This is a genomic window from Trinickia sp. (assembly GCF_051953955.1).
Lineage (GTDB): Bacteria > Pseudomonadota > Gammaproteobacteria > Burkholderiales > Burkholderiaceae > Trinickia.
In genome coordinates this window covers 26,726-53,182 of the sequence record NZ_JBQCIF010000097.1, presented here as the reverse complement: position 1 = coordinate 53,182, position 26,457 = coordinate 26,726, and the positions used below count along the sequence as shown (strand labels likewise).

Annotated in this window: 20 protein-coding genes; 13 read left to right on the top strand and 7 right to left on the bottom strand. The window is 64.2% G+C overall.

Going from position 1 to position 26,457, the window contains the following annotated elements; all coding sequences use genetic code 11:
* Positions 1–23: 23 nt before the first annotated feature.
* Positions 24–1,049 carry a diguanylate cyclase gene (locus ACTHNZ_RS19200; RefSeq protein ID WP_440544148.1) on the bottom strand — a complete coding sequence of 342 codons (1,026 nt, stop codon included), beginning with the start codon at positions 1,047–1,049 and terminating at the stop codon, positions 24–26.
* 335 nt (positions 1,050–1,384) lie between these two features.
* Here ACTHNZ_RS19200 and ACTHNZ_RS19195 point away from each other — a divergent pair, with 335 nt between their 5' ends.
* Positions 1,385–2,374, top strand: coding sequence for an aldo/keto reductase (locus ACTHNZ_RS19195; RefSeq protein WP_440544147.1), 990 nt, complete (start codon positions 1,385–1,387; stop codon positions 2,372–2,374).
* 32 nt (positions 2,375–2,406) lie between these two features.
* Here ACTHNZ_RS19195 and ACTHNZ_RS19190 read toward each other — a convergent pair whose 3' ends face one another.
* On the bottom strand, positions 2,407–3,336 hold the full coding sequence (locus ACTHNZ_RS19190; RefSeq protein ID WP_440544146.1) for an AraC family transcriptional regulator: 930 nt from the start codon (positions 3,334–3,336) through the stop codon (positions 2,407–2,409).
* A gap of 243 nt (positions 3,337–3,579) precedes the next feature.
* On the opposite strand from ACTHNZ_RS19190, the gene ACTHNZ_RS19185 reads away from it, so the two are divergent.
* The gene (locus tag ACTHNZ_RS19185; protein ID WP_440544145.1) at positions 3,580–4,632 is read left to right on the top strand and encodes an NAD(P)-dependent alcohol dehydrogenase; all 1,053 of its coding nucleotides are present in this window, start codon (positions 3,580–3,582) and stop codon (positions 4,630–4,632) included.
* A 99-nt stretch (positions 4,633–4,731) separates the two neighbouring features.
* Positions 4,732–5,487: a Fic family protein gene (locus tag ACTHNZ_RS19180; protein WP_440544144.1), complete on the top strand. Its 756-nt coding sequence runs from the start codon at positions 4,732–4,734 to the stop codon at positions 5,485–5,487.
* Positions 5,488–5,584: 97 nt separating this feature from the next.
* On the opposite strand, the gene ACTHNZ_RS19175 is transcribed toward ACTHNZ_RS19180, so the two are convergent.
* The 3 genes from ACTHNZ_RS19175 to betB all read right to left on the bottom strand — a co-directional run bounded on the left by ACTHNZ_RS19175 (position 5,585) and on the right by betB (position 11,588).
* A complete protein-coding gene (locus tag ACTHNZ_RS19175) occupies positions 5,585–7,999 on the bottom strand; it encodes a two-partner secretion domain-containing protein (RefSeq protein WP_440544143.1) in 2,415 nt (804 codons plus the stop codon).
* 353 nt (positions 8,000–8,352) lie between these two features.
* On the bottom strand, positions 8,353–10,074 hold the full coding sequence (betA, locus tag ACTHNZ_RS19170; protein ID WP_440544141.1) for a choline dehydrogenase: 1,722 nt from the start codon (positions 10,072–10,074) through the stop codon (positions 8,353–8,355).
* Between the two features lie 35 nt (positions 10,075–10,109).
* On the bottom strand, positions 10,110–11,588 hold the full coding sequence (gene betB, locus ACTHNZ_RS19165; RefSeq protein ID WP_440544140.1) for a betaine-aldehyde dehydrogenase: 1,479 nt from the start codon (positions 11,586–11,588) through the stop codon (positions 10,110–10,112).
* Between the two features lie 285 nt (positions 11,589–11,873).
* On the opposite strand from betB, the gene fdhA reads away from it, so the two are divergent.
* Entirely contained in the window at positions 11,874–13,073 is a 1,200-nt protein-coding gene (fdhA, locus tag ACTHNZ_RS19160; protein WP_440544139.1) for a formaldehyde dehydrogenase, glutathione-independent, read from the top strand.
* A 144-nt stretch (positions 13,074–13,217) separates the two neighbouring features.
* On the opposite strand, the gene ACTHNZ_RS19155 is transcribed toward fdhA, so the two are convergent.
* The gene (locus tag ACTHNZ_RS19155; RefSeq protein WP_440544138.1) at positions 13,218–13,850 is read right to left on the bottom strand and encodes a glutathione S-transferase C-terminal domain-containing protein; all 633 of its coding nucleotides are present in this window, start codon (positions 13,848–13,850) and stop codon (positions 13,218–13,220) included.
* 74 nt (positions 13,851–13,924) lie between these two features.
* Between ACTHNZ_RS19155 and ACTHNZ_RS19150 the strand changes: the two genes are divergently transcribed.
* Entirely contained in the window at positions 13,925–14,614 is a 690-nt protein-coding gene (locus tag ACTHNZ_RS19150; protein ID WP_440544137.1) for a TetR/AcrR family transcriptional regulator, read from the top strand.
* Positions 14,615–14,675: 61 nt separating this feature from the next.
* On the opposite strand, the gene ACTHNZ_RS19145 is transcribed toward ACTHNZ_RS19150, so the two are convergent.
* The gene (locus tag ACTHNZ_RS19145) at positions 14,676–15,707 is read right to left on the bottom strand and encodes a GlxA family transcriptional regulator (RefSeq protein ID WP_440544162.1); all 1,032 of its coding nucleotides are present in this window, start codon (positions 15,705–15,707) and stop codon (positions 14,676–14,678) included.
* A gap of 439 nt (positions 15,708–16,146) precedes the next feature.
* Between ACTHNZ_RS19145 and ACTHNZ_RS19140 the strand changes: the two genes are divergently transcribed.
* The 8 genes from ACTHNZ_RS19140 (at position 16,147) to ACTHNZ_RS19105 (ending at position 26,441) form a co-directional block, all read left to right on the top strand.
* Positions 16,147–17,421 (top strand): serine hydroxymethyltransferase, encoded by a 1,275-nt coding sequence (locus tag ACTHNZ_RS19140; protein WP_440544135.1) that lies wholly within the window; start codon positions 16,147–16,149, stop codon positions 17,419–17,421.
* A gap of 65 nt (positions 17,422–17,486) precedes the next feature.
* The gene (locus tag ACTHNZ_RS19135) at positions 17,487–18,458 is read left to right on the top strand and encodes a dipeptidase (RefSeq protein ID WP_440544134.1); all 972 of its coding nucleotides are present in this window, start codon (positions 17,487–17,489) and stop codon (positions 18,456–18,458) included.
* 51 nt (positions 18,459–18,509) lie between these two features.
* The gene (locus ACTHNZ_RS19130) at positions 18,510–19,043 is read left to right on the top strand and encodes a DUF5943 domain-containing protein (protein WP_440544133.1); all 534 of its coding nucleotides are present in this window, start codon (positions 18,510–18,512) and stop codon (positions 19,041–19,043) included.
* A 58-nt stretch (positions 19,044–19,101) separates the two neighbouring features.
* Positions 19,102–21,165 carry an oxidoreductase gene (locus ACTHNZ_RS19125; protein ID WP_440544132.1) on the top strand — a complete coding sequence of 688 codons (2,064 nt, stop codon included), beginning with the start codon at positions 19,102–19,104 and terminating at the stop codon, positions 21,163–21,165.
* A gap of 2 nt (positions 21,166–21,167) precedes the next feature.
* Complete coding sequence (locus ACTHNZ_RS19120) at positions 21,168–23,093, top strand: (Fe-S)-binding protein (RefSeq protein WP_440544131.1); 1,926 nt, start codon at positions 21,168–21,170, stop codon at positions 23,091–23,093.
* Positions 23,094–23,099: 6 nt separating this feature from the next.
* Positions 23,100–24,296 carry an electron transfer flavoprotein subunit alpha/FixB family protein gene (locus tag ACTHNZ_RS19115; protein WP_440544130.1) on the top strand — a complete coding sequence of 399 codons (1,197 nt, stop codon included), beginning with the start codon at positions 23,100–23,102 and terminating at the stop codon, positions 24,294–24,296.
* On the top strand, positions 24,293–25,078 hold the full coding sequence (locus tag ACTHNZ_RS19110) for an electron transfer flavoprotein subunit beta/FixA family protein (RefSeq protein ID WP_440544129.1): 786 nt from the start codon (positions 24,293–24,295) through the stop codon (positions 25,076–25,078). Before ACTHNZ_RS19115 ends, ACTHNZ_RS19110 begins: the two co-directional genes overlap by 4 nt.
* 121 nt (positions 25,079–25,199) lie before the next feature.
* Entirely contained in the window at positions 25,200–26,441 is a 1,242-nt protein-coding gene (locus ACTHNZ_RS19105) for an aromatic ring-hydroxylating oxygenase subunit alpha (protein WP_440544128.1), read from the top strand.
* The last annotated feature ends 16 nt before the right edge of the window (positions 26,442–26,457 follow it).

Below are 26,457 nucleotides of genomic sequence, written 5' to 3'. Positions count from 1 at the left end.
AAGGGGCTGATTTCGAGGCTGCGCTAAGCGTTTTCCAGGACGCCAGCTTGGGCGCGCTTCAGCTTCGGCTTCTGGTCTTGTTCTTGTGCCTCGCGCCCCGCGCGCTTATTCACATACATCGCGTGATCGGCCACGGTGATCATTTCCGCGATCGACTGATCTTTCGTCATATCGAACGGCGCGACGCCGACGCTGAACCTCAACTCGTATCCGCGTTGCTGCTCGAGGTTATAGCGCGCGACGCCCGAGCGCACCCGCTCGATGATGTGTGTCTCCGTCCCTTCCTCGGCGCCGACGACGAGCGCGACGAACTCATCGCCGCCCAGCCGCGCGAGCACGTCCGTCTCGCGCATCGATGCCCGCAATACGTTCGCAAAGCCGACGATCGCCATATCGCCCTCGGTATGCCCATATCCGTCGTTGATCTGCTTGAATCCGTTCAAGTCGAAGAACAGCATCGACGCGCGAGAACCGGCACGCTTGCACAATTGCAGCAAATGGCGCCCCAGCGCTTCGAAGCCGCGCCGATTCGAGAGCCCCGTCAAGTCGTCCGTCGCCGCGAGTTGGAGCACTTCCAATTCGCGCTCGGCGATGTGGCCGAGATCGCGCAGCAGGCCTCGGTCGGCTTCGTCGAGCGTGCGCGGTTTCGTGTCCACGATGCAGATGGCGCCGACGCGGACGTCGTTGCGCAGCGTCAGCGGACATCCCGCATAAAACCGCAGGTGTAGATCGCCGGTCACCAAGGGATCGTCGAAGAATCGCGGATCTGCCTGTGCGTCTTCGATCACCAACAGCTCGTCGTCGAGGATCGTATGCCCGCAGAACGAGATGTCTCGCGGCGTTTCGGTGACGGAAAGCCCGATGCACGATTTGAACCACTGACGATCGCTGTCGACGAGCGAGACGGTGGCGATGGGAACGTCGAACAGGCGCTTCGCGAGACGGGTCAAACGGTCGAAGCGCTCGTCCGGGGGCGTGTCGAGAATGTCCAAGGAGCGCAGCAGGGCGATGCGAGCAGCTTCGTTCGAAGGTTGGGCAGGCTGTTGCATATCGCTCCTCGTCAGACGGCGGGCGCATCGCGTTCGATGCGCCATTTCTAGTCAGTGCAGGATACGGCGAAACGTCGCCGGGCCATTCGCCGAACAACACGTACATTCGGCACTGATTCGCGGCATTGAGGGTCGCACTCGGCGCGATGCGTATGAAGGTTGCGTTCTTCGGAAGATTGCTTCTTTCCCTCTTCGCTCGCTCTTCTTTCCAATGATGCAACGTTCGGGTTGGTTCCTTGCTTGCCGTGCAGTCGTCGTACTGAACGACGCCGTCCTCGAAGAGGGTTTATGCTTTCGCCTTTGCCGCTTCACGCGGTGTGCTTCGGGAGAATGCGATGGAATACCGCAAGTTCGGCGCGACAGGACTCAGCGTTTCGCGCGTGTGCCTCGGGACGATGACGTTCGGCTTCCAGACGGACGAGCCCACGTCGGCCAGGATCATGGACACCGCGGCCGATGCCGGCGTTACGTTCTTCGATACGGCGAACGTCTATCCGCTCGGCGGCGGCGAGTCGCGCGTCGGTCGCACGGAGGAAATCGTCGGCCGCTGGCTCGAGGGCAAGCGGCATCGTTTCGTGCTCGCGACGAAAGCCGTCGGCAAGATGGGGCCGTCGCCGTGGGAGCAGGGCGCCTCGCGCAGGCATTTGCTCGACGCCATCGACGCATCGCTGAGCCGGCTCCGCACCGACTACGTCGATCTCTATCAATTGCATTCGGACGATCGCGAGACGCCGCTCGACGAAACGCTCGAAGCGCTCGACGTCATCGTGCGTTCGGGGCGCGCGCGCTATATCGGCGTGTCGAATTTTCTCGCGTACCGGCTGGCCATTGCCTTGGGCCGCTCGGACGTGCTGCGCACGGCGAGGTTCGTGTCGGTCCAGCCGCGCTATAACTTGCTGTTTCGTCAGATCGAGCGCGAGTTGCTGCCGCTTGCCGAGGAAGAGCGTTTGGCCGTTCTGCCTTATAACCCGCTCGCAGGCGGGTTGTTGACGGGCAAGCACCGCCGCGAGGCGCCGCCGCCCGAGGGCCGCTTCACGGTCGGCACGGCCGGCGATCTGTACCAGGCCCGGTATTGGCACGACCGCGAGTTCGATACCATCGAAGCGCTGAAGAAGCTGGCGGCCGATGCCGGCCTTCCGCTGTCGACCGTCGCCGTTGCATGGGTGCTCGGCAATCGCACGGTCACGTCCGCAATCCTCGGTGCGAGCCGTCCCGAGCAATTGGCCGACACGTTGGCCGCCGTCGATCTGGCACTCGATCCGCAACTGAAAGCGAAGCTCGACGCGCTCACGCGTGAATATCGATTCGGGGATGCAGCGCGGTAGGCAGCGCGCCGCGCGAGCCGGTTCGATTTCGGCTAATCCGCCGTGGCGTAGCGCGGCGAGCCATGTCGTGCGTGCTCGCCCTCGGGGCCGATGACGCCGGCATGATTGCCGCGCAGGCGCTTGACGTCATCGACGGGACTCACCCCGAACAATCGTTTGAACTCGCGGCTGAATTGCGATGCGCTTTCGTACCCGACGCGGGAAGCGGCCGCGCTGACGTTCAGCCCGTCTTGCATGATCAAGAGCCGGGCATGATGCAGCCGCGTCGTCTTGACGTATTGCATCGGCGAAGTTTCGGTTACCGCTTTGAACTGCGCATGAAACACGGCCAGGCTCATGCCGGCTTCGCGCGCGAGCGAGGGAACGTCGAGCTCGCAGGCGAAATCGGTGTGAATGCGCCGTAATGCTTTCGAAATTCTGCCGAAATGATCTTGATGGGTCAGCGCCGCCCGGATCATGTCGCCTTGCGAGCCGGTCAGCACGCGGTAGCAGATCTCGCGGACGATAGCGGGGCCGAGGATGCGCGTATCGTGCGGCGACGCGAGCGATTCGAGCAGCCGCAACACCGCATCGCTCAGTGTGGCGTCGAGCGGTGTGGCATAGACGGCGCGCGGCTCGCTGTCGATCGGCCCGCGCGTGTCGCCCAGCGTCATCAGCAATTCGGCCACGACGGCCAGATCGACGCGGATCGAAATCGCCAGCATCGGCTCTTCCGGTGTCGCCTCGGTCTCGCATTCGAACGGCAACGGCACGGCCAGGACCAGGTAGTGCTGCGCGTCGTAGATGAAAGCCTGGCTGCCGAGAAAGCCGCGCTTGCGGCCCTGCGCCACGACGACGATCGACGGCTCGTACATGACGGGCACGCGCGGTATCGACACGTTCGTGCGCATGAACTTCACGCCGTCGAGCGCCGATTGCGTGAACCCCTCGCTGGGGGCGAGCGTTGCCAGTAGTTGCACCATGCGTGCTTGTTCAGGACTGACGAAACGAGGCTGCGGAGCGGAGCTGGACATGGCGATCGGGCGTGTGCATTCGGAGAATCAGGCTCGAAAATATAGCGCCGATTTGACGTTTTTGCCGGCCGCCAAGAGAAAAAGGCAAACGTTCGATAGATTCAGGCATTCCGTCCCGCCGCGCCGCTTCCTACCATGTGCACCTGTGCAGCTCCATGTCGGAGCGCCGCATTTTGCAGGAGTGATGACCCCATGTATACGACTCACGGATATGCAGCGAAGGACGCCCGCTCGCCCCTCGCTGCGTTCGACGTTCAACGCCGCGACCTGCGCGAACACGACGTGCAGATCGAGGTGCTGTTCTGCGGCGTTTGCCACTCTGATCTGCATCAAGCGCGCGACGAATGGCGCAATACGATCTACCCCGTCGTGCCCGGACATGAAATCGTGGGCCGTGTCGCGAAAGTCGGCTCCGCGGTGACGCGCTACAAGAGTGGCGATCTCGTCGGCGTCGGCTGCCTCGTCGATTCGTGCCGTACGTGCGCGAGTTGCGCCGAAGGCCTCGAGCAATATTGCGAAAACGGCTTCGTCGCGACGTACAACGGCACCGACCGCGTAAGCGGGGAAACGACCTACGGCGGGTATTCGACGAGCGTCGTCGTCGACGAAGCGTTCGTGCTCAGCGTGCCGGACAATCTCGATCCGGCCGGCACCGCGCCGCTGTTGTGCGCAGGCATTACGACGTACTCGCCGCTGCGTCAGTGGGGGGCGGGCCCGGGCAAGAAAGTGGGGATCGTCGGCTTAGGCGGGCTAGGCCACATGGGCGTCAAGCTGGCGCGCGCAATGGGTGCGCACGTCGTCTTGTTCACCACGTCGCCCTCGAAAGTGGAAGACGCGAAGCGTCTTGGGGCACACGAAGTCGTGATTTCGAAAGACGAAGCGCAAATGCAGGCCCATTTGAACAGCTTCGATTTCATCCTCAATACCGTGGCGGCGCAGCACGATCTCAATCCGTTCATCGCATTGCTCAAGCGCGATGCGACGATGACGCTCGTGGGTGCCCCGGAACACGATCATCCGTCGCCCCAGGTGTTCAATCTGATCTTCAAGCGCCGCCGTCTCGCCGGCTCGCTGATCGGGGGCATTGCCGAAACGCAGGAAATGCTCGATTTCTGCGGCGAGCACGGCATTACGTCGGATATCGAAATCATTCCGATGCAAAGCATCAACGAAGCCTACGAGAGGATGCTCAAGAGCGACGTCAAGTATCGCTTCGTCATCGATCTCGATTCGTTGCGGCAATAGGACGGGGATGGGTTTCGCCGGGCCCTGAAAGCGCTGAGTTGAGGTGAGGCGACGGGTGAACATATAATCACCCGCAATCCACCTCGCTCAGGAAGACTCATGGCGAATCACACTGCCGCGCTGCTGGCAACGGTCGACGCTGACAAAGCGACGCTCGATCGAGCACGCCCGTTGCCGGCGCACACGGTTGCATCGCTGCGCGAGAAACTGATGCTGGAGTGGACGTATCACTCGAACGCGATCGAAGGCAATACGCTGACGCTACGCGAAACCAAGGTGGTGTTGGAAGGTATTACGGTTGGCGGGAAATCCCTTCGCGAGCACTTCGAGGCAACCAATCACCGTGACGCGATCCTGTACGTCGAGGCGATCGTCGCGAAGCATGAGGCGCTCACCGAGTGGCAGGTGCGCAATCTTCACGCACTCGTGCTCAAGAGCATCGATGCTGACCAGGCTGGCCGTTATCGACAGGAGAACGTCGTGATCGCCGGCGCGAGCACGATGCCTCCTGACTTCATGCACTTGCCGGCGGAAATGGCAGGGCTAATGCACTGGTATGACGATGCGGGCGCGACGCACCCGATCGAGCGTGCGGCGGAACTGCACACCCGGTTCGTCAAGATACATCCGTTCGTCGACGGCAATGGACGGACAGGACGGCTACTGCTGAACTTCGAATTGCTGAAGATGGGCTACCCCCCAGCGATCATCCGCAAGGAAGATCGGCTCGCTTACTACGACGCGCTCGATACCGCATGCGTCAGCGGCGACTTCAGCGAGATCACGTCCTTGGTCGCAGTCTCGGTGCAGAGATCGCTCGACTTATATCTCGAGGTGCTGGGGTTGCGCAAATAGCCCGGCTTCTCAACTCCCAATCGACGCGACATACTCGAAGCCGCCGCCGACGAAGCCCGGCCGCGGCCCTAACGTCGTCGCTACGGCAAACCCTCGCTTAGTTCGTGCTGCTTTGCCATGCCAGGATGGGGGTTGCCGAGCCGGGAGGCAGGGTCCATACGCCCCCTCGTCCGAAATTCCAGCCGCGGTAGCTTGCGGCGTTGGCGGCTTGCGTCGCGGACAGCCCATTGCCTGGCCGCGTCCCCGGACCGCCGTCGGATAGGCCCGTGGCATCGACGTTCCAATAGACGTCGGGACCGATGTGCCCCGTGTTCTCGCCGACGATCGCCCCGACCTTGGCGTTATGCGGCACGATCAGGCTGGATGCGTACGATTGGCTGATCGTGCCGCTGTTTTCGCCGACGAGGCCGCCGATCACGTTATTGCCGGCCGTGTCTCCTTCGCCGCCGACCAAATAGCCGTCGCTCGTATACGACTGCGTAATCGTGCCGCGATTGATGCCGGCGAGTCCGCCCGCAATCGTGTGCGTGCCGTTGGCCCAGGTGCCGCCGCTCGAATAAGACTGAGTGATCGTGCCCGAGTTGATCGCCGCGAGGCCGCCGTTGACCAGAGAATCGCCGGAGCTCGCGTTGCTCCACGAGCGCTCGATGAGCCCCTCGTTCTGGCCGACGAGACCGGCGAACATGGCGGTAAGGGCCGGTGCATCGTCCGTCATCCCGCCCGACGTATAGACGTTCGTGAGCACGCCATGGTTGTCGCCCGCGATGATGCCGACGACGCAGCCTCCCGGCGGGCACGAGAAATGGCCATACGGCGGCGGGCTCGGGTCCGTATTGCTGTTCGTCACGCCGAGATTGCGCACGACGCCGGTTTTGCCGATGGTGCCGAACATTCCGATCGGTCCGGTTACCGAGGTCATGTTCTGATACGACAGTTCATCGATCGTGTGCCCCATGCCGTCGAATTGGCCCGAGAAAGGGTTCGTGCTCGTGCCGATCGGCGTGTATACGCCGGTGCCGAACGTGACGCTGGCGTCGATATCGGTTCCAAGCGCATAGCTGCCGGCCAAATCGCGCGAGACGTTCTGAAGGTCGGCCAGCGAATTCACGAGTTTGTACGCGGTTATCTGAGTGACGAGACCGCTGTAGGCTGGAGCGGTCCATGACGCATTGCGCAGCAGCGTGCCGGGCACGTATCTGCCGTTCATGTCATAGAGCGCACTGACGGTGCCGGTGCTGTTCGACCAGTCGATCGTGCCGCGGTTGATGACGCTGCCGTGATTGTCGATGCCCGTGGCATCGGCGCGCAAAGTGAGGCTGCCCTTGCCGATATTGGCAATCGTCACGCCTTCTCCGATGGCCACGGTGCGAAAAGCGCCCAGCGTCAGCGATGCGCCGCCGATCCATCCGATGTCGGCCCACACGTCGAGATTGCCCGACGTTTTATTCGCGCCGGTCGTTTGAAGATTGATCGACGTCCCCGCGTTCAATGTATTCGCGAACGCGTTCGCGGCGAGGCCGTCGATGGCGAAGCTGGGTGTCGTGATATTCCACGTTCCGGCGCCGACCGCTGGGCCGACGATGGGCAGCATCAGCGTGCCGGCCATCGTGTCGACCGTTCCGCCGCTGCCGTTGGCGTTGGAGGCGACGATCGGGCCGGCGAGCACCATGTTGCCCGTGTCGGCCACGAGCCAGACGTGCCCGTCGCGATTCGCGGTGCCGGTCGCACGCACCGCGTCGTGGTTGCCTGCAAGCGCGAAGACATTCCCGTCCGCGGCTTGCAGGCTGATTTGCGCCGCTTTGATCGAACCGCCGTTGAGGACGGTGCCGCCGCTGCCGGTTTGCACGAAGACTTGCCTGCTGCTCGACGAATCCTGCAGCAACACCGCTCGCCCCGCGGCGAGCTCGGCGGTGCCTTTGGGTGCGCTGATGTGGCCGAGGTTATCGACCTCGCCGCTCGCGACGAGAAACACATCGCCGCCGCTCGATCCGATTCTGCCGAGGTTGACGACGCTCGCGCCGGAGTGGCCCGCAAGCGTCAGCGGGCCGCCGGCCATGAACGATGCGTTGTCGGTATCGAGGGTGGACGCGACGAAGCGGCCGCCCGTCGACACGACGCCGCTCGGGCCGACGACGATCCCTTGCGGGTTGATCAAATAGACGCTGCCGGTTGCCGTGAGCATTCCGAGGATCGACGACGGAGTGTTGCCGGTCACGCGGTTCAGCGTCGCGCCGCTACCGTTCTCGAAGCTGACATGGTTGCCGTTGCCGATCGAAAAGCCTGTCCAATCGATGATGCCGCGCCCTGTTTTTTGGTTGACGGTCAGCGAAGTCGCTGAGCCGCTGATCGAGCCTGCTCCGGCAACGAATTTGCCGCCGCTCGGCAACGGCCCGGCGGCATAGGCCGGCAGAGCGAGCGACAGCGCAAGCGCCACGGCCGTAGGCACGAGTGCCGGCAGTTTCTGGGGGGGATGGGCGCGCGAAGGTTGGTTCGATGAGAGGTGGTGCGTCACTTGCCGTCTCCGGTTGTTATCGGACGCAACGATGCGCCGAGCTGGGGAGGGCACGGGCCGGATCGCTACGCCGATTGCATGTTGAATTACGCGAATCGAGAGCGGAGGGGAAAAGGACGCCGAATTCGGCCGAGAGGACGGCACTTTCGGTCGCGGTGGGTTACCGCGTGGGTTCGGCGGCTATCAACACAGGTTGGCCGTCGCATTCGGTTGCGACCCGGATTTCGATGCCGCCGCCCCGTGAACGTCACATGTCTCGTTCGGCGTTTCTGGCCCTCGCGGCCGAGCACGAAATGGCCGCGCATTGATGCGATTCGCGCGGCCGTCGGCCTGCTTCGAAACGAAGATGTGCGCTAGCTGGCCGCATTCACCGCCGACCGCGCCGCGGTCGGCACCGCGCCCTGTGTTCCCGCCCGCGCGGGCCTTCCGTTCGCCACGTAGTACGGCACGTCCTCGCGCGCCAACGGCGCCCGCCCCCGAATGCGATCGGCGATTTTCTCGGCCATCATGATCGTCGGCGCGTTGAGATTGCCCGTCGTGATGCGCGGCATGATCGATGCATCCACGACGCGCAGCCCGTCGATGCCATGCACGCGCCCTTCGCCATCGACGACCGATAGGTCGTCGTACCCCATTGCACAGGAGCATGACGGGTGATACGCCGTCTCCGCGTGGGCGCGCACGTACGCGTCGAGTTCCGCGTCCGTCTTCAAGTCCGCACCGGGACTCAATTCCCGCCCGCGATATCGGTCGAGCGCGCGCTGAGCGATGATCTCGCGCGTGATGCGGATTCCGTCGCGAAACTCGCGCCAATCGAGCGGCTCGGCCATGTAGTTGAATAAGATGCTCGGATGAGCGCGCGGATCGCGCGAGCGCAGCTTGATGCGCCCGCGGCTCGGCGAGCGCATCGAGCCCATGTGCGCCTGGAAGCCGTGCATGTTGATCGCGTTCGAGCCGTTGTAGTTGATCGCAATCGGCAGGAAATGATATTGGATGTTCGGCCAGGGGTCGTCGTCGCGTGTCCGAATGAAGCCGCCCGCTTCGAATTGATTGCTCGCGCCGATGCCCGTGCCGTTCAGCAGCCACTCCAATCCGATCGCCGGCTGGTTGTACCACTTCAGCGCGGGATAGAGCGACACGGGCTCCTTGCACTCGTACTGCATGTAGATCTCGAGATGATCTTGCAAGTTGCGGCCGACGCCGGGCAAGTCCAGCACGATCGGCACGTCGAGCTCGCGCAGCCATTCGCCGGGGCCGACGCCCGAGCGCTGCAGCAACTGCGGCGACGCGATCGCCCCCGAGCACACGAGCACTTCGCGCCGCGCATGCGCGGTCACGGGCGTTTCATGATGAAGGTAGGCCACCCCCGTGGCGCGCTTGCCCGAAAACAGCACGCGGTCCGTTTGCGCATGCGTCACGATCGTCAGGTTCGGCCGTTGCCGCGCTTGATCGAGATATCCGCGCGCCGTGCTTGCCCGGCGCCCATGTGCGGTGACGGTGCGGTCCATCGGGCCGAAGCCTTCTTGCTGATAGCCGTTCAGATCGTCGGTGCGCGGATAACCCGCTTGCACGCCGGCTTCGACCATCGCGCCGAACAGCGGATTGTTGCCGGGCTTGCTCGTCGTGACGTGCACCGGGCCGTCGCCGCCGTGATAGGCGTTGGGTCCCGCGTCGCGCGTTTCGGCCTTCTTGAAATAGGGCAGGCAATCGAGGTAGCTCCAATCCTCGAGCCCTTCGTTTTGCGCCCAGCCGTCGTAGTCGAGCGCATTGCCGCGGATGTAGCACATGCCGTTGATCAGCGACGAGCCGCCGAGCCCCTTGCCGCGTCCGCATTCCATGCGGCGGTTGTCCATGTACGGCTCGGGCTCCGTCTCGTAGGCCCAGTTGTAGCGGCGGCCTTGCAGCGGATAGGCGAGCGCCGCCGGCATTTGCGTGCGGAAGTCGAACCGGTAGTCGGGCCCGCCCGCTTCGAGCAGCAGCACGGTGACGCCTTCATCTTCCGTTAGCCGCGTAGCCAGCACGTTGCCCGCGGACCCCGCGCCGACGATGATGTAGTCGTATTCCTTGGCACTCACGAGCGATCTCCCCCAGAGTTTCAGAACGTCGAACGTCAGAACACGGGCCGATAGGGGCCGAGCTCGACCTGCACCGATTTGATCTGCGTGTAATGCTCGAGCGTGCTGATCCCGTTCTCGCGGCCCACGCCCGATTGCTTATAGCCGCCGACGGGCATTTCCGCGGGCGATTCGCCCCATGTATTGATCCAGCAGATACCCGCTTCGAGACGGTGAATCACGCGGTGCGCGCGAGCGAGGCTTTCCGTCACGACGCCCGCGGCCAATCCGTAGTGCGTCGCATTGGCCCGCGCGATGACTTCGTTCTCGTCGTCGAATTCGAGCAGGCACATCACCGGCCCGAATATCTCTTCGCGCACGATGCGCATGTCGTCGCGGCATGCGGCGAACACCGTTGGCGCGACGTACTGCCCGCGGGCGAAGTCGCCGTCGGCGAGACGTCGGCCCCCGGTCAAGACGCGCGCCCCTTCGCGCTTTCCGCTCTCGATGTAGCCGAGCACCTTGTCGAGCTGGGCCGCGCTGGCCAGCGGGCCGAAGTTCGTTTCGGGATCGGAGGGCTTGCCGATTCGGATCCGTTCCACGCGTTCGGCGACGAGCGCTTCGAACCGGCTCATCACCGAGCGGTGCACGAACACGCGCGTGCCGTTCGTGCAAACCTGGCCCGCGCTGAAGAAGTTCGCCGTCACCGCAATGTCGGCCGCACGTTCGAGGTTCGCATCGTCGAATACGATCAACGGCGATTTTCCGCCGAGCTCCATCGTCACTTCCTTCAGCGACGAGGCGCCCGCGAGCGACATCACTTTCTTGCCGGTTTCGACGCCGCCCGTGAACGACACCTTCGCGACGTCGGGATGCTCGGCCAGCATCGCACCGACGAGGCCATTTCCCTGAACGACGTTGAACACGCCGTCCGGTACGCCGGCTTCGGTGTAGATCTCGGCCAGCTTCAACGCGGAGAGCGGCGTGATCTCGCTCGGCTTGAAGATCATGGCGTTGCCGGCGGCGAGCGCGGGCGCCGATTTCCAGCAGGCGATCTGGATCGGGTAGTTCCATGCGCCGATGCCCACGCAGATGCCGAGCGGCTCGCGGCGCGTATAGACGAACGAGTCCTCGCGCAGCGGAATTTGGCGGCCTTCGAGCGCGGGGGCGAGCCCGGCGTAATACTCGATGACGTCGGCGCCGGTCACGATATCCACCGCGCGCGTTTCGGCGATCGGCTTGCCCGTATCGCGCATCTCCAACTCGGCGAGCTCGTCGTTGCGTGCCCGCAGCAGATCGACCGCGCGGCGCAAGATGCGCGAGCGCGTCATCGCATTGCAGGCCGCCCATTCGCGTTGGCCTTCTCGGGCCGACGCCACGGCGCGCTCGATGTCGGCGCGGCTTGCTTGTCCCACTGTCGCCAGGCATTCGCCCGTTGCCGGATCGAACGTCGCGAAGTGCTCGCCCGACGTGGCATCGACGTGAGCGCCCCCGATGTAAAGCGGCTGCGGGCCATAGACGGAGGACGGGGTCATCGGCAATCTCCAAGAAGCTCGTCGGTCGATCGAAGGCTCCAACGATAGGCGTTTTGCGCCCTGCGTTCAATCGATAGAGGCTGCTCCACAGGGCCGGTGTCGGGTTCTAGCAAGCGCATGTCGCGTTTTGTACGATCGCGACAACCCGTTGCGGACTACCCTGCAAGCGGCAGCGGAGGAGATGCGCGAAGGGCGTTTTTTTCAGACTTTCGTAGACGCTCCGGTCATGCATTCCGCCACAACACGGATCGCGGATCGGCGATCGAGATACAGGAGACGAATACGATGAGCAGCAACCGAGGTGTCGTATATCAAGGGCCGGGCAAGGTCGAGGTGCAGAAGATCGATTATCCGAAGATGGTCGACCCGAGCGGCCGCGCGATCGGGCACGGCGTGATTCTGAAGGTCGTGAGCACGAATATCTGCGGCTCCGACCAGCACATGGTGCGCGGCCGGACCACCGCACCCGTCGGGCTCGTGCTGGGCCACGAGATCACCGGTGAAGTCGTCGAAGTCGGCCGCGACGTCGAAACGCTCAAGATCGGCGATCTCGTATCGGTGCCGTTCAACGTCGCCTGCGGCCGGTGCGCAATGTGCAAGGAGCAGCACACGGGCGTGTGTTTGAACGTCAATCCGTCGCGTGCGGGCGGCGCATACGGCTATGTCGACATGGGCGGATGGATCGGCGGGCAGGCGGAATACGTACTGGTGCCGTACGCCGACTTCAATCTGCTGAAGTTCCCCGACCGCGATGCGGCCATGGCCAAGATTCGCGATCTGACTTGCTTGTCGGACATCTTGCCGACGGGCTATCACGGCGCGGTCACGGCCGGCGTCAAGCCGGGCTCGACTGTCTACATCGCCGGCGCGGGCCCGGTCGGTATGGCGGCCGCCGCATCGGCGCGCTTGCTTGGCGCCGCGGTCACGATCGTCGGCGACATGAACGCCGAGCGTCTCGCTCATGCCAAGGCGATGGGTTTCGAGGTGGTCGATCTGTCGAAGGATGCTTCGCTCGGCGAGCAGATCGAGCAGATCCTCGGCAAGCCGGAGATCGATTGCGCGGTGGATTGCGTCGGGTTCGAGGCGCACGGACACGGCTCGGCGGGCCATTCGCAAGAAGCGCCCGCGACGGTGCTCAATTCGCTGATGGAAATCACGCGGCCGGCCGGTGCGATCGGCATTCCCGGCCTGTACGTGACGGACGATCCGGGTGCGAAGGATGCCGCCGCGCAGCACGGGAGCCTGAGCATCCGCTTGGGCCTCGGCTGGGCGAAGTCGCACTCGTTCCACACGGGACAGACGCCTGTTCTCAAGTACAACCGCAACCTGATGCAGGCGATCTTGTTCGACCGGCTGCCGATCGCCGAGATCGTCAACGTGAAGGTGATTTCGCTCGAGGAAGCGCCGGAAGGCTACAAGCAGTTCGACGGCGGCGCGGCGCGCAAGTTCGTCATCGATCCGCACGGCTTGCTGAAGGCGGCTTGACGAACGGTTGATGTTGCGTGCAAGAAGCGAAGGCCCCGCGCGATGATATATCGCACGGGGCCTTCGGCGTTTTGCGCGGAGCGCGAACATCAGCGCTGCAAAGCGAAGAACGTTGCGAGCGCCTGCGCGATGTCGTTCAAGCGCTCAAGCGCTCTGGCGTTCGGCTTCCGCTCGATAAAGCTCGGCTTCCTCCGCGAATCCGCGGGCGGCGGCAGGGCGTGCCGACACACGCTCGAGCAAGCCCCGCGCCGCCGGCCATGGCGAGAGGTCGACGCCGCAATAACGTGCCCAACTCAGCACGACGGCCAGATAGATGTCCGCGACGCTGAAACTGTCCAAGAGCCATTCCCGCTCGGCCAAATGCGCTTGCAGCGTGTCCATGCGAAGCGCGAGCTTTTCGCGCGCGTACCGTTTGACTTCGGTGCTGGCATCCGGGTCGAGCAACGTCACGAACACGGCTTTGTGCAGTTCCGTGCCGACGAACCCTAGCCATTGCTGCAGCCGTGCTCGCTCGAGGCCCCCGATCGGCGCCAGTTTCGCAGCGGGGAGGCGATCGGCCACGTAGGGCAGGACGGCCGTGTTTTCGAACAGCAACGTCCCGTCGTCGGTGCGCAAGACAGGCACTTGCCCGAGCGGATTGATCTCGAAGAAGTCGCTTCCATCCTCCACGCGCTTGCGCTTCGTGTCCACCTGCACGTACCGCGCGTCATAGCCCGCTTCGTAGAACGCGATGCGCGTGGCCAGCGAGCACGCAAGCGGCGAAAAGTACAGTTCCATGTCTCTTTTCCTTTGTTGATCGGTTTTTGTACTATAGTGAACAAAAATTGAGGCGGTCAAGGTTTTTATTCGAAATGGTACAAAAAAAGACGCAAGGCGGTCAGCCGGAACCCAAGCGCGCTCGCGGGCGCCCGCGAGCGTATGACGCCGACGAGGCACTCGCGCAAGCGCGCGATGCGTTTTGGCGAAGCGGCTACAGCGCGACGACGCTCGATGACCTGAGCGTCGCGACGGGCATGAACCGGCCTAGCTTGTATGGGGCGTTCGGCGATAAGCGTGCGCTGTATCTCACGGCGCTCGAGCGCTATATCGAGACGAGCCGCATGGCGATGGACGAGGTGTTGGGCGGCGAGTTGCCGCTCGCCGAAGCGCTGATGCGCATCTATGACCTTGCGTTGGGCGTGTACTACCGTGCCGGCGGTCCGCCGACGGGATGTTTTCTGATCGGTACGGCGCTCGCCGAGGCGGTCAACGACGAAGAAGTCCGCACCTCGCTTGGCCGTGGATTGGATGTGTTCGAGCGCTCGTTCGAAGCGCGCCTCATGCGGGCCCGCGCCACCGGCGAATTGGATGCGAACGCCGATCCGGCCCTGCTCGCCAAGATCGCCTCGGCCGTCTTGCATTCGCTGGCCATCCGCTCGCGTGCGGGCGATTCGCGCGCGGTGCTCCGAGCGACGGCAGAGGCTGGCGTTGCGATGATTTGCGGGGCCGCGGCCGCGGCCGGGGTTGGGGTGGGAGCCGGTGCCGAGGGCCCCGGCAAGTAAGCCGATGAGAAGGGGCCGCGGCGCTTGCGTGTTTCGCTGGGCGCCGAGCCCGTCAAGAAAATCAGGCGTGCAGCACCGGAGCGGCTGCGGTGGCGGGGCGGGCGAGCGGTGCGACTTGCTGGCGGCGCTCGCGTGTCGGCGCGGTGCCGAATGCGTCGCGGTAGCTCTTGCTGAAGTGGCACGCCGATTGGAAGCCGCACGCCATCGTGATGTGCATGATCGACATGTCGGTTTGCAGCAGCAGCTCGCGCGCGCGGCGCAGCCGCAGCGTGAGGTAATAATGCGTCGGGGTCATGCCCAGATGCTCGCGGAACAGACGCTGAAGTTGCCGCTGCGACATGTTGGCGAGCCGCGCGAGTTCCTCGCGCGACAGCGGTTCCTCGATGTTGTTCTCCATCAACGCGATGACTTCGAACAGCGATTTGTTCGCGGAGCCCAGCCGCGCGACGAGCGGCATCCGCTGCTGAGCGCTCATGTCGCGCACGTGCTCGACGATGAACTGCTCGGCGATTTGCGTGACGCGCGGCGTGCCGACGCGGGGCGCAATCAAATGCAGCATCATGTCGAGCGGTGCGACGCCGCCCGTGCAGGTGATGCGATCGCGATCGATGACGAACAGCTCCTTCAGGAAGCGCGTGCCCGGAAACTCCTCCTTGAGGGCCGACATGTTTTCCCAGTGAATCGCGCACGCATAGCCGTCGAGCAGCCCGGCGCGCGCGAGCGCATAGGTGCCCGTGCACAAGCTGCCGAGCGCCGTTCCCATGCGTGCGAAGCGGCGCAGCGCCGACAGATGCGTATTCGTCGTCGAATGCTGCACGTCGACGCCACCGCAGACGAAGACGACGTCCGGTTGATGCTGCAGTGAAGAGATGGGGGCCGTTTCGACCGCCAAGCCGTTGCTCGCCATGACGGGCCCGCCATCGGGGCTCACCACGGTCCATTGATAAAGCGTCTGGCCGCTGAGGTAGTTCGCCATCCTGAGCACTTCGACCGCGTTCGAGAACGCGATCATCGTGAAGTTCGGCAGGGTCATGAACGCGAAGTTCGACAGCGACGCAGTGCGGTCGGGGGACATGGGGACTTTCCTTCGAATCCGATTCTAGGCCGCCGCCGCTCGCTTGCGTGCCGAGCGGCGGGGGCGCATTTCATTGTCGATTCCAGGGCAACAAGCATGCCATACGGCTTAACCCTAGGATGCGTCGATGGGCGAGTTTTTGCTGCACTGCGTGAGTGCGAGGATGGCCCTATTGAAGCGCGAATTCGGCGTTATATCGGTGCATCGATGTTGCAATGCGATAAGCAGTTGGAGACGACGGCAGCCCTGGCGCGCCGTCGCGCGGGCCGCTCGGCCGTCGCATCGGCCTCACTCATCCGACTTGTCCAAAACGGACGAGCGTGTCGGAAAAGGGAAAGAAAGCGTCTGAATTCGTCAATCCGTCAAAAGGGCGAACGACAAGAATAGAGCCGTCACCCATGAACGCCGGCAGCGCAGGGTTTCGAACCGTGCGCCGCGCCCTCACAACGGATACGCCATGTCGAATACAGAGCCGTTTTTCACGCAGACGCTTGCCGACCGCGACGCCCCCGTGCGCGCGGCAGTCCTTCGAGAACTCGAGCGGCAGCAATCGCAAGTGGAATTGATCGCATCGGAGAACATCGTATCGCGCGCCGTGATGGAAGCGCAGGGTTCGGTGCTGACGAACAAGTACGCCGAAGGCTATCCGGGCAAGCGCTACTACGGCGGCTGCGAATTCGTCGACGAAGTCGAGGCGCTCGCGATCGAACGCGTGAAGAAACTGTTCGGCGCCCAGTTTGCGAACGTGCAGCCTCATTCGGGCGCGCAGGCCAACGGTTCGGTCATGCTCGCGCTGGCCAAGCCCGGCGACACGGTGCTCGGCATGTCGCTCGACGCCGGCGGCCACCTGACGCACGGCGCCAAGCCCGCACTCTCGGGCAAGTGGTTCAACGCCGTGCAGTACGGCGTCAACCGGGACACGCTGCGGATCGATTACGACCAGATCGAAGCGCTCGCGCACGAACACAAGCCGAGCCTCATCATCGCCGGGTTCTCGGCCTATCCGCGCGAGCTCGACTTCGCGCGCTTCCGCGCGATCGCCGATGCGGTCGGCGCCAAGCTGATGGTGGACATGGCGCACATCGCGGGCATCATCGCGGCCGGCCGCCATGCCAATCCGGTCGAGCATGCCCACGTCGTGACGTCCACGACGCACAAGACGCTGCGCGGCCCGCGCGGCGGCTTCGTGCTGACGAACGACGAAGACGTCGCGAAGAAGATCAACTCGGCCGTTTTCCCGGGCCTCCAAGGCGGCCCGCTCATGCACGTCATCGCGGGCAAGGCGGTGGCTTTCGGCGAGGCGCTCGATGACGGCTTCAAGCACTACATCGACCGCGTGCTGGCCAATGCCCAAGCGCTCGGCGCCGTGTTGCGCGAAGGCGGAGTCGATCTCGTGACGGGCGGCACCGACAACCATCTGCTGCTCGTGGACCTGCGCCCGAAGGGGCTGAAGGGAACGCAGGTGGAGACGGCGCTCGAGCGCGCGGGCATCACCTGCAACAAGAACGGCATTCCGTTCGATACGGAGAAGCCGACCGTGACGTCGGGCATTCGCCTCGGCACGCCGGCCGGCACGACGCGCGGCTTCGGCGTCGAGCAGTTCGAGCAGATCGGACGCCTGATCCTCGAGGTGTTCGAGGCGTTGACGCGCCACCCCGAGGGCGATGCGCAAACGGAACAGCGCGTGCGCCGCGAAATCTTCGCGCTCTGCTCGCAATTCCCGATTTATTGAACGCGAAGCGCACGCGCCGCCGCACCATACGATCCTCATTCGACTCGCCAAGCCCGGAGCATTCGATGTCCACTTTGCACGACAACAGCATCATCATCGACGGTCTGAACATTTCCAAGTTCGAGCGTTCGGTTTTCGAAGACATGCGCAAAGGCGGCATCACGGCCGCCAACTGCACCGTCTCGGTGTGGGAAAGCTTCACGAAAACGGTCGACAACATCGCGCTCATGAAGCAGCAAATTCGTGAGCACAGCGAAATCCTGACGCTCGTGCGCACGACGGACGATATCCGGCGCGCGAAGCAGGAAGGCAAGACGGGCGTGATCCTCGGCTTTCAGAACGCGCATGCGTTCGAGGACAACCTCGGCTACATCGAAGCGTTCGCCGACATGGGCGTGCGCGTGGTGCAGCTTTGCTACAACACGCAAAACCTCGTCGGCACGGGCTGCTACGAGCGCGACGGCGGCCTCTCGGATTTTGGCCGCGAGGTCATCACCGAGATGAACCGCGTCGGCATCATGGTCGACCTGTCGCACGTCGGCGGCAATACGTCGTCGGAAGCGATCGCGTTTTCGAAGAAGCCCGTCTGCTACTCGCACTGCCTGCCCTCCGGCCTCAAGGAGCATCCGCGCAACAAGAGCGATGTGCAACTGAAGGAGATCGCCGATGCGGGCGGCTTCGTCGGCGTGACGATGTTCTCGCCGTTCTTGAAGCGCGGCCCGGACTCGACGATCGAGGACTACATCGAGGCCATCGACTACGTCGTCAACCTGATCGGCGAAGACGCCGTAGGCATCGGCACCGACTTCACCCAGGGCTTTTCCGTCGACTTCTTCGATTGGCTGACGCACGACAAGGGCCGCTATCGCCGGCTGACGAACTTCGGCAAGGTCGTCAATCCCGAAGGGATCCGCACGATCGGCGAATTTCCGAATTTGACCGCCGCGATGGAACGGGCGGGATGGAGCGAGACCCGCATCCGCAAGATCATGGGCGAGAACTGGGTGCGCGTATTCGGTGAAGTGTGGGGCGCGTGAAGCGTCGATATCGATCCGCCAGACCGTTAGTTAGATAGATAGGAACCTTTCATGCAACCGCAACTCCCGATCGACGTCGATGCCGAGACCGGCGTATGGACGACCGACGCGCTGGCCATGCTCTACGTGCCGCGCCATTTCTTCACGAACAACCACGTCGCCGTTGAAGAGGCCCTGGGCCGCGAAGCCTATGCCGAGATCCTGTACAAGGCCGGCTACAAATCGGCTTATCACTGGTGCGACAAAGAGGCGAAGCAGCACGGCTTGACCGGCATGGCCGTCTTCGAGCATTACCTGAAGCGCTTGTCTCAGCGCGGATGGGGACTGTTCAAGATCATCGAGGCCGATCCCGCGAGCGCCCGCGCCCGGATCGAGTTGCGCCATTCCTCGTTCGTGCTGGCTCAGCCCGAGAAGCAGGGCAAGCTTTGCTACATGTTCGCGGGCTGGTTCGCCGGTGCGATGGACTGGGTCAACGATACGGATGCGAACGGCCAGGGCCGTCCGCGCTCGCAATCGAAAGAGACGCAATGCGCGGGCGAAGGCCATGACCACTGCGTGTTCGAAGTCTCGCCGATCGCGCATTGATACGTTGCACGCATAACGCTACAAGACTCGCCACAGAATACGCTCGAGGTCGATCGACATGCGCTACCCCCACCTGTTCAAACCGATGACGCTGAATCAGCTGACGTTGCGCAACCGCATCGTCAGCACGGCGCACGCGGAAGTCTATGCGGAGCCGGGCGGCCTGCCCGGCGATCGGTATATCCGTTACTACGAGGAGAAGGCGAAGGGCGGTGTCGGCCTCGCCGTGTGCGGCGGTTCGAGCCCCGTGTCGATCGACAGCCCGCAAGGGTGGTGGAAATCCGTGAACTTGTCGACCGACAAGGTCATCGACCCGTTGTCGCGCTTGGCCGAGGCGATGCATCGTCACGGCGCGAAGATCATGATTCAAGCCACGCACATGGGCCGCCGCTCGGCGTTCCATGGCGAGCATTGGCCGCATTTGATGACGCCCTCGGGCGTGCGCGAACCGGTGCACCGCGGCAATGCGAAGATCATCGAGGTCGAGGAGATCCGCCGCATCATCACGGACTTCGCCGTTGCCGCGAAGCGCGTGAAGGACGCGGGGATGGACGGCATCGAGATCTCCGCCGCGCACCAGCACTTGATCGACCAGTTCTGGAGCCCGCGCACGAACTTCCGTACCGACGAATGGGGCGGTAGCCTCGGCAATCGTCTACGCTTCGGCGTCGAAGTGCTGCAGGCGGTGCGCGAAGCGGTCGGGCCCGACTTCGTCGTCGGGCTGCGCATGTGCGGCGACGAGTTTCATGAAGACGGCCTCGATCACGAGCAGTTGAAGGAGATCGCCCAGGCCATGTCCGAGACGGGCCTCATCGACTATCTCGGCGTGATCGGCTCCGGTGCCGATACCCACAACACGCTCGCGAACTGCATGCCGCCGATGGCGCTGCCGCCCGAGCCGTTCGTCCATCTCGCCGCCGGCATCAAATCGGTCGTCAAGGTTCCCGTCATGCACGCGCAGAGCATCCGTGATGCGGGTCAAGCCGAGCGCTTGCTGGCTGCGGGCATGATCGATCTCGTCGGCATGACGCGCGCGCAGATCGCCGATCCGCACATGGTCATCAAGATCCGCGACGGGCGCGAAGACGAAATCAAGCAGTGCGTCGGCGCGAACTACTGCATCGACCGCCAGTACAACGGCCTCGACGTGCTGTGCGTGCAGAATGCCGCGACGTCACGCGAAGCCACCATGCCGCACGTGATCGAGAAATCGCGCGGGCCGAAGCGCAAGGTCGTCGTGGTCGGCGCGGGGCCCGCGGGGCTCGAAGCCGCGCGCGTGGCCCGCTCGCGCGGTCATGATGTCGTGCTGTTCGAAAAGGGCACCGAAGTGGGCGGGCAGATCGTCCTCGCTTCGAAGGCGCCGCAGCGCGAGCAGATGGCCGGCATCGTGCGCTGGTTCGACATGGAAACGAAGCGCCTCGGCGTCGATCGGCGCCTGGGCGTCGAAGCCGACGTAAAGGCGATCATGGCCGAGAAGCCGGACATCATCGTGCTCGCCACGGGCGGGCGCGCGTTCTCGGATCAAGTCGCGGCCTGGGGCGTGGCCGACGGCCTCGCCGTCACCTCTTGGGACATCCTCTCCGGCCGTGTCGAGCCGAAGCAGAACGTGCTCGTCTACGACGGAGTCAGCACGCACGCCGGCGCGGGTGTGGCCGACTTCATCTCGAGCCGCGGCTCGAACGTCGAAATCGTGACGCCCGACGTCAAGATAGCCGACGATTGCGGCGGCACGACGTTCCCGATCTTTTATCGGCGCCTGTATGCGCAGGGCGTCATCCACACGCCGAACTACTGGCTCGATCGCGTGTACGAGGAAGACGGCAAGAAAATCGCCGTGCTGCGCAACGAGTACACGGAGGAGCAGGAAGAGCGCGCCGTCGATCAGGTCGTGATCGAGAACGGCAGCACGCCCAACGATTCGCTCTACTGGGCGCTCAAGCCGGAGTCCGTGAACCGTGGGCAGATCGACGTGCACAAGCTGTTTGCGGCCGAGCCGCAGCCGTCGCTGTCGGAGGAATTGGGCAACGGCCGCTTCCTTTTGTTCCGCGTCGGCGATTGCATTTCGATGCACAACATCCACGGCGCGATCTACGACTCGCTGCGGCTTTGCAAGGACTTCTAACCATGAGCCCGGCATTTCTCATCACGGTGCTGCTCTGGCTGTCGGTCGCCGGCCTTGCGTTCGCCGTCGCCAAGCGCTCGTCCTATTGGCGTCTGGGGCGTGCGACCGCCCCCGGTGCATTCGGCATCTGGAATCTGTTTACGATCCCGAAGCGCTATTTCGTCGATCTGCATCACGTCGTCGCGCGCGATCCCTACATCGCCAAGACTCACGTAGCAACGGCGGGCGGGGCGATCGCCGCACTCGCGCTCGTCTTCGTCAACTACGGGCTCGGCCTGTACTCGCCCTGGCTCGACAAGCTGATCTTTCTCGCGGCGCTCGCGATGCTGATCGGTGCCGTGTTCGTCTGGCGCCGCCGCCATGCGAAGGACGTGCCCGCGCGGCTCTCGCGCGGCCCCTGGAATACGCTGCCTTGGCTGCTCGGCTCGTTCGCGCTCGGTCTCGTGCTGTTCACGGTGGTCCCGGCCGGCATGATGTCGCGTGCGTTTGCCGTGATCTGCGCCGTGCTGATCGGAATCGGCGCCTTTGCGATGACGATGGGAGCCGCGAAGGGCGGCCCGATGAAGCATGCGATCGCGGGCCTGCTGCATCTGGCCTTCCATCCGCGGCAAGAGCGTTTCGCGGCCACGCGCGACGCCTACACCGGGAACGGCAATGCGACGCCCCCAACGGCGTTGAAAGTGCCCGACCTCGATCATCGCGAATATGGGGTATCCAAGCCGGTCGAGTTTCGCTGGAACCAACTGCTGAGCTTCGATGCCTGCGTGCAATGCGGCAAGTGCGAAGCGGCCTGTCCGGCGTTCGCATCGGGCCAGCCGCTCAATCCGAAGAAGCTGATCCAGGATCTCGTCGTCGGCATGGCGGGCGGCACCGACGCCGCCTATGCCGGCAGCCCGACGCCGGGCATCCCGGTCGGCCGTCACGGCGGACAGCCTAACGGCCCCATCATCTCGGGCCTCATCGAATCGGACACGATCTGGTCGTGCACGACCTGCCGGGCCTGCGTGCAGGAATGCCCGATGCTGATCGAGCACGTCGATGCGATCGTCGACATGCGCCGGCATCGCACGCTGACCGAGGGCGACATTCCGGGCAAGGCCCCTGAAGTGCTGGCCAATCTGCGCGAAACCGGCAGTGCGGGCGGCTACGACATCGGCGCACGCTATGACTGGGCCGTCGATCTGAACGCCCGCGTCGCGCAGCCCGGCGTGGCCGTGGACGTACTGCTGGTTGCCGGCGAGGGCGCGTTCGACATGCGCTATCAGCGCACGTTGCGCTCGCTCGTCAAAGTCTTGAACAAGGCCGGCGTCGATTTCGCCGTGCTGGGCGGCGAGGAAGCCGACACGGGCGACGTTGCACGCCGGCTCGGCGACGAAGCGACGTTCCAACGGATGGCCAAGCGCATGATCGGGACGCTCGGCGCACTGAGCTTCAAGCGAATCGTCACGGCGGATCCGCACGTCATGCACAGCCTGCGCAACGAATATCGCGCGTTCGGCGTGCGCTACGACGTCCAGCACCATACGAGCTTGCTCGCGGAACTCGTGGAGTCGGGCCGGATTTCGGCGAAGGCGCAAGCGGCTTTGGCGGACAAACGCATCACCTATCACGATCCGTGCTATCTGGGTCGCTACAACGGCGAAATCGAGGCACCGCGGCGTGCGCTGAAGTCGATCGGCATCAAGGTCGTCGAAATGGAGCGTCACGGCATGCGCGGGCGCTGCTGCGGTGGTGGGGGCGGCGCACCGTTGACGGACATTCCGGGCAAGGCGCGTATTTCCGATATCCGCATGGGCGACGCGCGAGCCATCGGCGCCGACGTAGTCGCCGTTGGCTGCCCGAATTGCACGGCGATGCTCGAAGGCGTGGTGGGGCCGCGGCCCGAGGTGCTCGACGTTGCCGAACTCGTTGCCGCCGCGCTGGAGTGACATGCCATGACTACGATCAAAAGAATCGATCCGCGCCGGCCGTTCATCATTGCCGGGTCGGGACTCAGACGCATCACGCTCGGTGCGGAACACGTCGAAGGGGCGACGAATGCGCCGTCCTTCGCGGGCGCTCGCGGCGCGCATGGCGAGGCGCCGAAGCCGAAGCGCAGCTATGAAGCCGGCGGCCGCACGCTGCTCGTCGCGGCGCACAGCGATCGCGGCGCGCTGGACGAACACGCGCGCCAAGCCCTAGCGGCCGCCGCGATTACCGCGGATGCAAAGACCGAGGTCATCTTGCTCGTGTTCGGGGAATTGACCGACGATGCCGCGGCGCTCGGCGCAGACAAAGTGATCGAACTGCCGGCGCTGGCTCGCCCGGTATTCGCGCCCGATCTGGCGCTCGCCGCGTTGCGCGATTGCGTCGCGGCGTTCTCGCCCGCGCACGTCTTGATGCCCGACAACGCCACCGGCGATGGCGACCTGGGCCGCCGCTACGCCGCGCAAGCCAAGGCGAGCATCGCCACGCACGTCGTCGAGATCGATGCCGCGCACGTGGGCTGCTATGCGCAAGCGGGCCAAGCGTTCGCCACGCGCGCATGGCCCGACGTGATTCTGCTCGATTCCGATGCCGTTTCGGCGAAGCTGCCGTTCGTCGGGGCGGGCGTGCGCGTGGCGCCGCCGCCGGCCAGCGAAGCGGCGGTGAGCCTCGGCTCGAGCTCGGACTCGAGCCGATACGGCGACCACGGCACGACGCAGCTCGATGCGGCGCAAGTCGCGCTCGAAGAGGCCGACTTCATCATCTCCGCCGGCAACGGCGTGACCGACATCGCGGCATTCGAAGCCTTGGCCCGCGAGTTGGGCGCGGCAGTCGGCGCGAGCCGCGTGGCCGTCGACAACGGGCATTTCACGCGCGACAAGCAAGTCGGGGCGACGGGCAAGACCGTCAACGCGAGCGTCTACATCGCGTTCGGGATATCGGGCGCCGTCCAGCATTTGCAGGGCATCAAGGACTGCCGCCACGTGATCGCGGTCAATCTCGACGCGAGCGCGGCGATCGCGAAGCGCGCGAACCTGACCGTCATTGCCGACGCGAAGGAGACGATCGCCGCGTTGACGCATGCGGTCACGGAGGCGAAGCAAGGCCGCCAAGCACCGGCTTCGGCGGCGGCAGGCACCAACGTTCATGAGGGGTTGGCGGCATGAAAGCATTTGCAAAGCTGGATCGAATCGCCGTGCTCGTTTCGGTCGGACATCATCGCGTAAGCGGCGCCTCCTGTTACAGCCGCAACGACGCCGCGGCGCTCGAAATCGCGCGCACGCTCGCCAAGGAGCATGGGGCTGCTCTCGAAGTGCTGCACGCGGGCGACGCCTCGAACCTCGCGTTGACGGATTACCTTGCCCTCGGCGCGCCCCGCGTCGACGTTCTGCCGTGCGGCGAAGCCGATGACGCGGCGGCGCTGCTGGCCGACCGCTTGCGCGGCGTGCCGCTCGTGCTGACGGGCACGCGCGCCGAAGGTGCCTACGACACGGGGATGCTCCCGTATCGGCTGGCCGATGCGCTCGGCTATGCATTGGTCGCTTCGGCGCTGGATGTGTCCCTAAGGGACGATCGGCTGTCGGTGACGCAGTTCCTGCCGAAAGGGTTCCGCCGCAGCGTCGATGCGGCTTTTCCGGCCGTCGTGGCGATCCACCCGCAGGCGGCCGTGACGCCGCGCTACGCCCATGCGCGCGCGGCTGCGGGCACCGTCGAGGCGCAGCGCACGGCGCCGAGCCTCGATGCCGACGCGCAGGCGTGGCGGCTCGGCCCCGTGGAGCGCAAGCCGGTCAAGCTCGTCGCCGCGGAAAAGCGTTCGGGGCATGCCCGAATGCTGACGGCGACGACCACCGAAAGCCGTGGCGGAAACGTCGTAATTGAAGGGAGTTCGGTCGAAAAAGCACAAGCGATCCTTGGGTATTTACGCGAGCATCGACTCATCGATTACTGAATTCGCAATCGTTTTGCGCCGCCGGCAGCGGCGGAGCAGGCCGCTCGCGACAGGCACTCGTACCGCACGTAACGCAGGTTAAGCACGTCCAGCACGTAAAAGCAAAGCATCCGGAGCAGACATGACCGTATCCGTAGACATTCGCGCGCTCATCGAACGGCGCAAGCAAGGCTACAGCCTCGAAGCACCGTTTTACCAGAGTGAGGAGATCTTCGCGCTCGACATGGAGGCGATCTTCCACAAGCACTGGATTCACGTGGCGATCGAGCCGGACATTCCCGAGCCGGGCGACTACGTGACCGTCGAGCTGGCCGGCGAGTCGGTGCTGATCGTGCGCGACGACGACATGACCGTGCGCGCCTTCCACAACGTGTGCCGCCATCGCGGTGCGCGCCTGTGCAACGAGGACAAGGGGACGGTCGGCAACATCGTCTGTCCCTATCACAGCTGGACGTACAACCTGAGCGGCGCCCTGATGTTCGCGGAGCACATGGGCGAGAAGTTCGACCGTTGCAAGCACAGCCTGAAGCCGGTTCACGTCGAGAGCCTGGCCGGCCTCATCTTCATCTGCCTGGCCGAGGAGCCGCCCACCGATTTCTCGGTCATGCGCGCGGCGATGGAGCCGTATCTGCTGCCGCACGATCTCGTGAATTGCAAGATCGCGGCTCAGGTGGACATCATCGAAGAGGGCAATTGGAAGCTGACGATGGAAAACAATCGCGAATGCTATCACTGCGTCGCGAACCATCCGGAGCTGACGATTTCGCTCTACGAATACGGCTTCGGCTATCAACCGTCTCCGGCCAATGCGGAAGGGATGGCGGCGTTCGAGCGCACTTGCATCGAGCGCGCCGCCCAGTGGGAGGCGATGAGCCTGCCGTCCGTCGAGATCGAGCGTTTGAGCGACGTCACGGGTTTCCGCACGCAGCGCTTGCCGCTCGATCGCAGCGGCGAATCGCAGACGCTCGACGCAAAGGTGGCGTCGAAGAAGCTGCTCGGCGAATTCCAGCAGGCCGACCTGGGCGGGCTGTCGTTCTGGACCCAGCCGAATTCCTGGCATCACTTCATGAGCGATCACATCGTGACGTTCTCGGTGATTCCGCTGTCGGCCGGCAAGACGCTCGTGCGCACGAAGTGGCTCGTGCGCAAGGACGCGGTGGAAGGCGTCGATTACGACGTCGAAAACCTGACGGCCGTTTGGAATGCGACGAACGCGCAAGATCGGGCGCTCGTGGAATTCTCTCAGCGCGGCTCCAGCAGCAGCGCCTACGAGCCGGGTCCCTATTCGCCGTTCACGGAAGGGCTCGTGGAAAAGTTCTGCGATTGGTACATCCGGCGCTTGGGCGCCCACGTCGGCGCCTAGTCGATAGATGAGGCAT

Coding starts and splice junctions, on each gene's coding strand:
- ACTHNZ_RS19190 (WP_440544146.1), bottom strand. CDS start 3,336: ATGGTGCAACTACTGGCAACGCTCGCCCCCAGCGAGGGGTTCACGCAA.
- ACTHNZ_RS19150 (WP_440544137.1), top strand. CDS start 13,925: ATGGTACAAAAAAAGACGCAAGGCGGTCAGCCGGAACCCAAGCGCGCT.
- ACTHNZ_RS19120 (WP_440544131.1), top strand. CDS start 21,168: ATGAGCCCGGCATTTCTCATCACGGTGCTGCTCTGGCTGTCGGTCGCC.
- ACTHNZ_RS19195 (WP_440544147.1), top strand. CDS start 1,385: ATGGAATACCGCAAGTTCGGCGCGACAGGACTCAGCGTTTCGCGCGTG.
- betB (WP_440544140.1), bottom strand. CDS start 11,588: ATGACCCCGTCCTCCGTCTATGGCCCGCAGCCGCTTTACATCGGGGGC.
- ACTHNZ_RS19185 (WP_440544145.1), top strand. CDS start 3,580: ATGTATACGACTCACGGATATGCAGCGAAGGACGCCCGCTCGCCCCTC.
- ACTHNZ_RS19155 (WP_440544138.1), bottom strand. CDS start 13,850: ATGGAACTGTACTTTTCGCCGCTTGCGTGCTCGCTGGCCACGCGCATC.
- ACTHNZ_RS19130 (WP_440544133.1), top strand. CDS start 18,510: ATGCAACCGCAACTCCCGATCGACGTCGATGCCGAGACCGGCGTATGG.
- ACTHNZ_RS19105 (WP_440544128.1), top strand. CDS start 25,200: ATGACCGTATCCGTAGACATTCGCGCGCTCATCGAACGGCGCAAGCAA.
- ACTHNZ_RS19140 (WP_440544135.1), top strand. CDS start 16,147: ATGTCGAATACAGAGCCGTTTTTCACGCAGACGCTTGCCGACCGCGAC.
- ACTHNZ_RS19125 (WP_440544132.1), top strand. CDS start 19,102: ATGCGCTACCCCCACCTGTTCAAACCGATGACGCTGAATCAGCTGACG.
- ACTHNZ_RS19200 (WP_440544148.1), bottom strand. CDS start 1,049: ATGCAACAGCCTGCCCAACCTTCGAACGAAGCTGCTCGCATCGCCCTG.
- ACTHNZ_RS19115 (WP_440544130.1), top strand. CDS start 23,100: ATGACTACGATCAAAAGAATCGATCCGCGCCGGCCGTTCATCATTGCC.
- ACTHNZ_RS19180 (WP_440544144.1), top strand. CDS start 4,732: ATGGCGAATCACACTGCCGCGCTGCTGGCAACGGTCGACGCTGACAAA.
- fdhA (WP_440544139.1), top strand. CDS start 11,874: ATGAGCAGCAACCGAGGTGTCGTATATCAAGGGCCGGGCAAGGTCGAG.
- ACTHNZ_RS19110 (WP_440544129.1), top strand. CDS start 24,293: ATGAAAGCATTTGCAAAGCTGGATCGAATCGCCGTGCTCGTTTCGGTC.
- ACTHNZ_RS19135 (WP_440544134.1), top strand. CDS start 17,487: ATGTCCACTTTGCACGACAACAGCATCATCATCGACGGTCTGAACATT.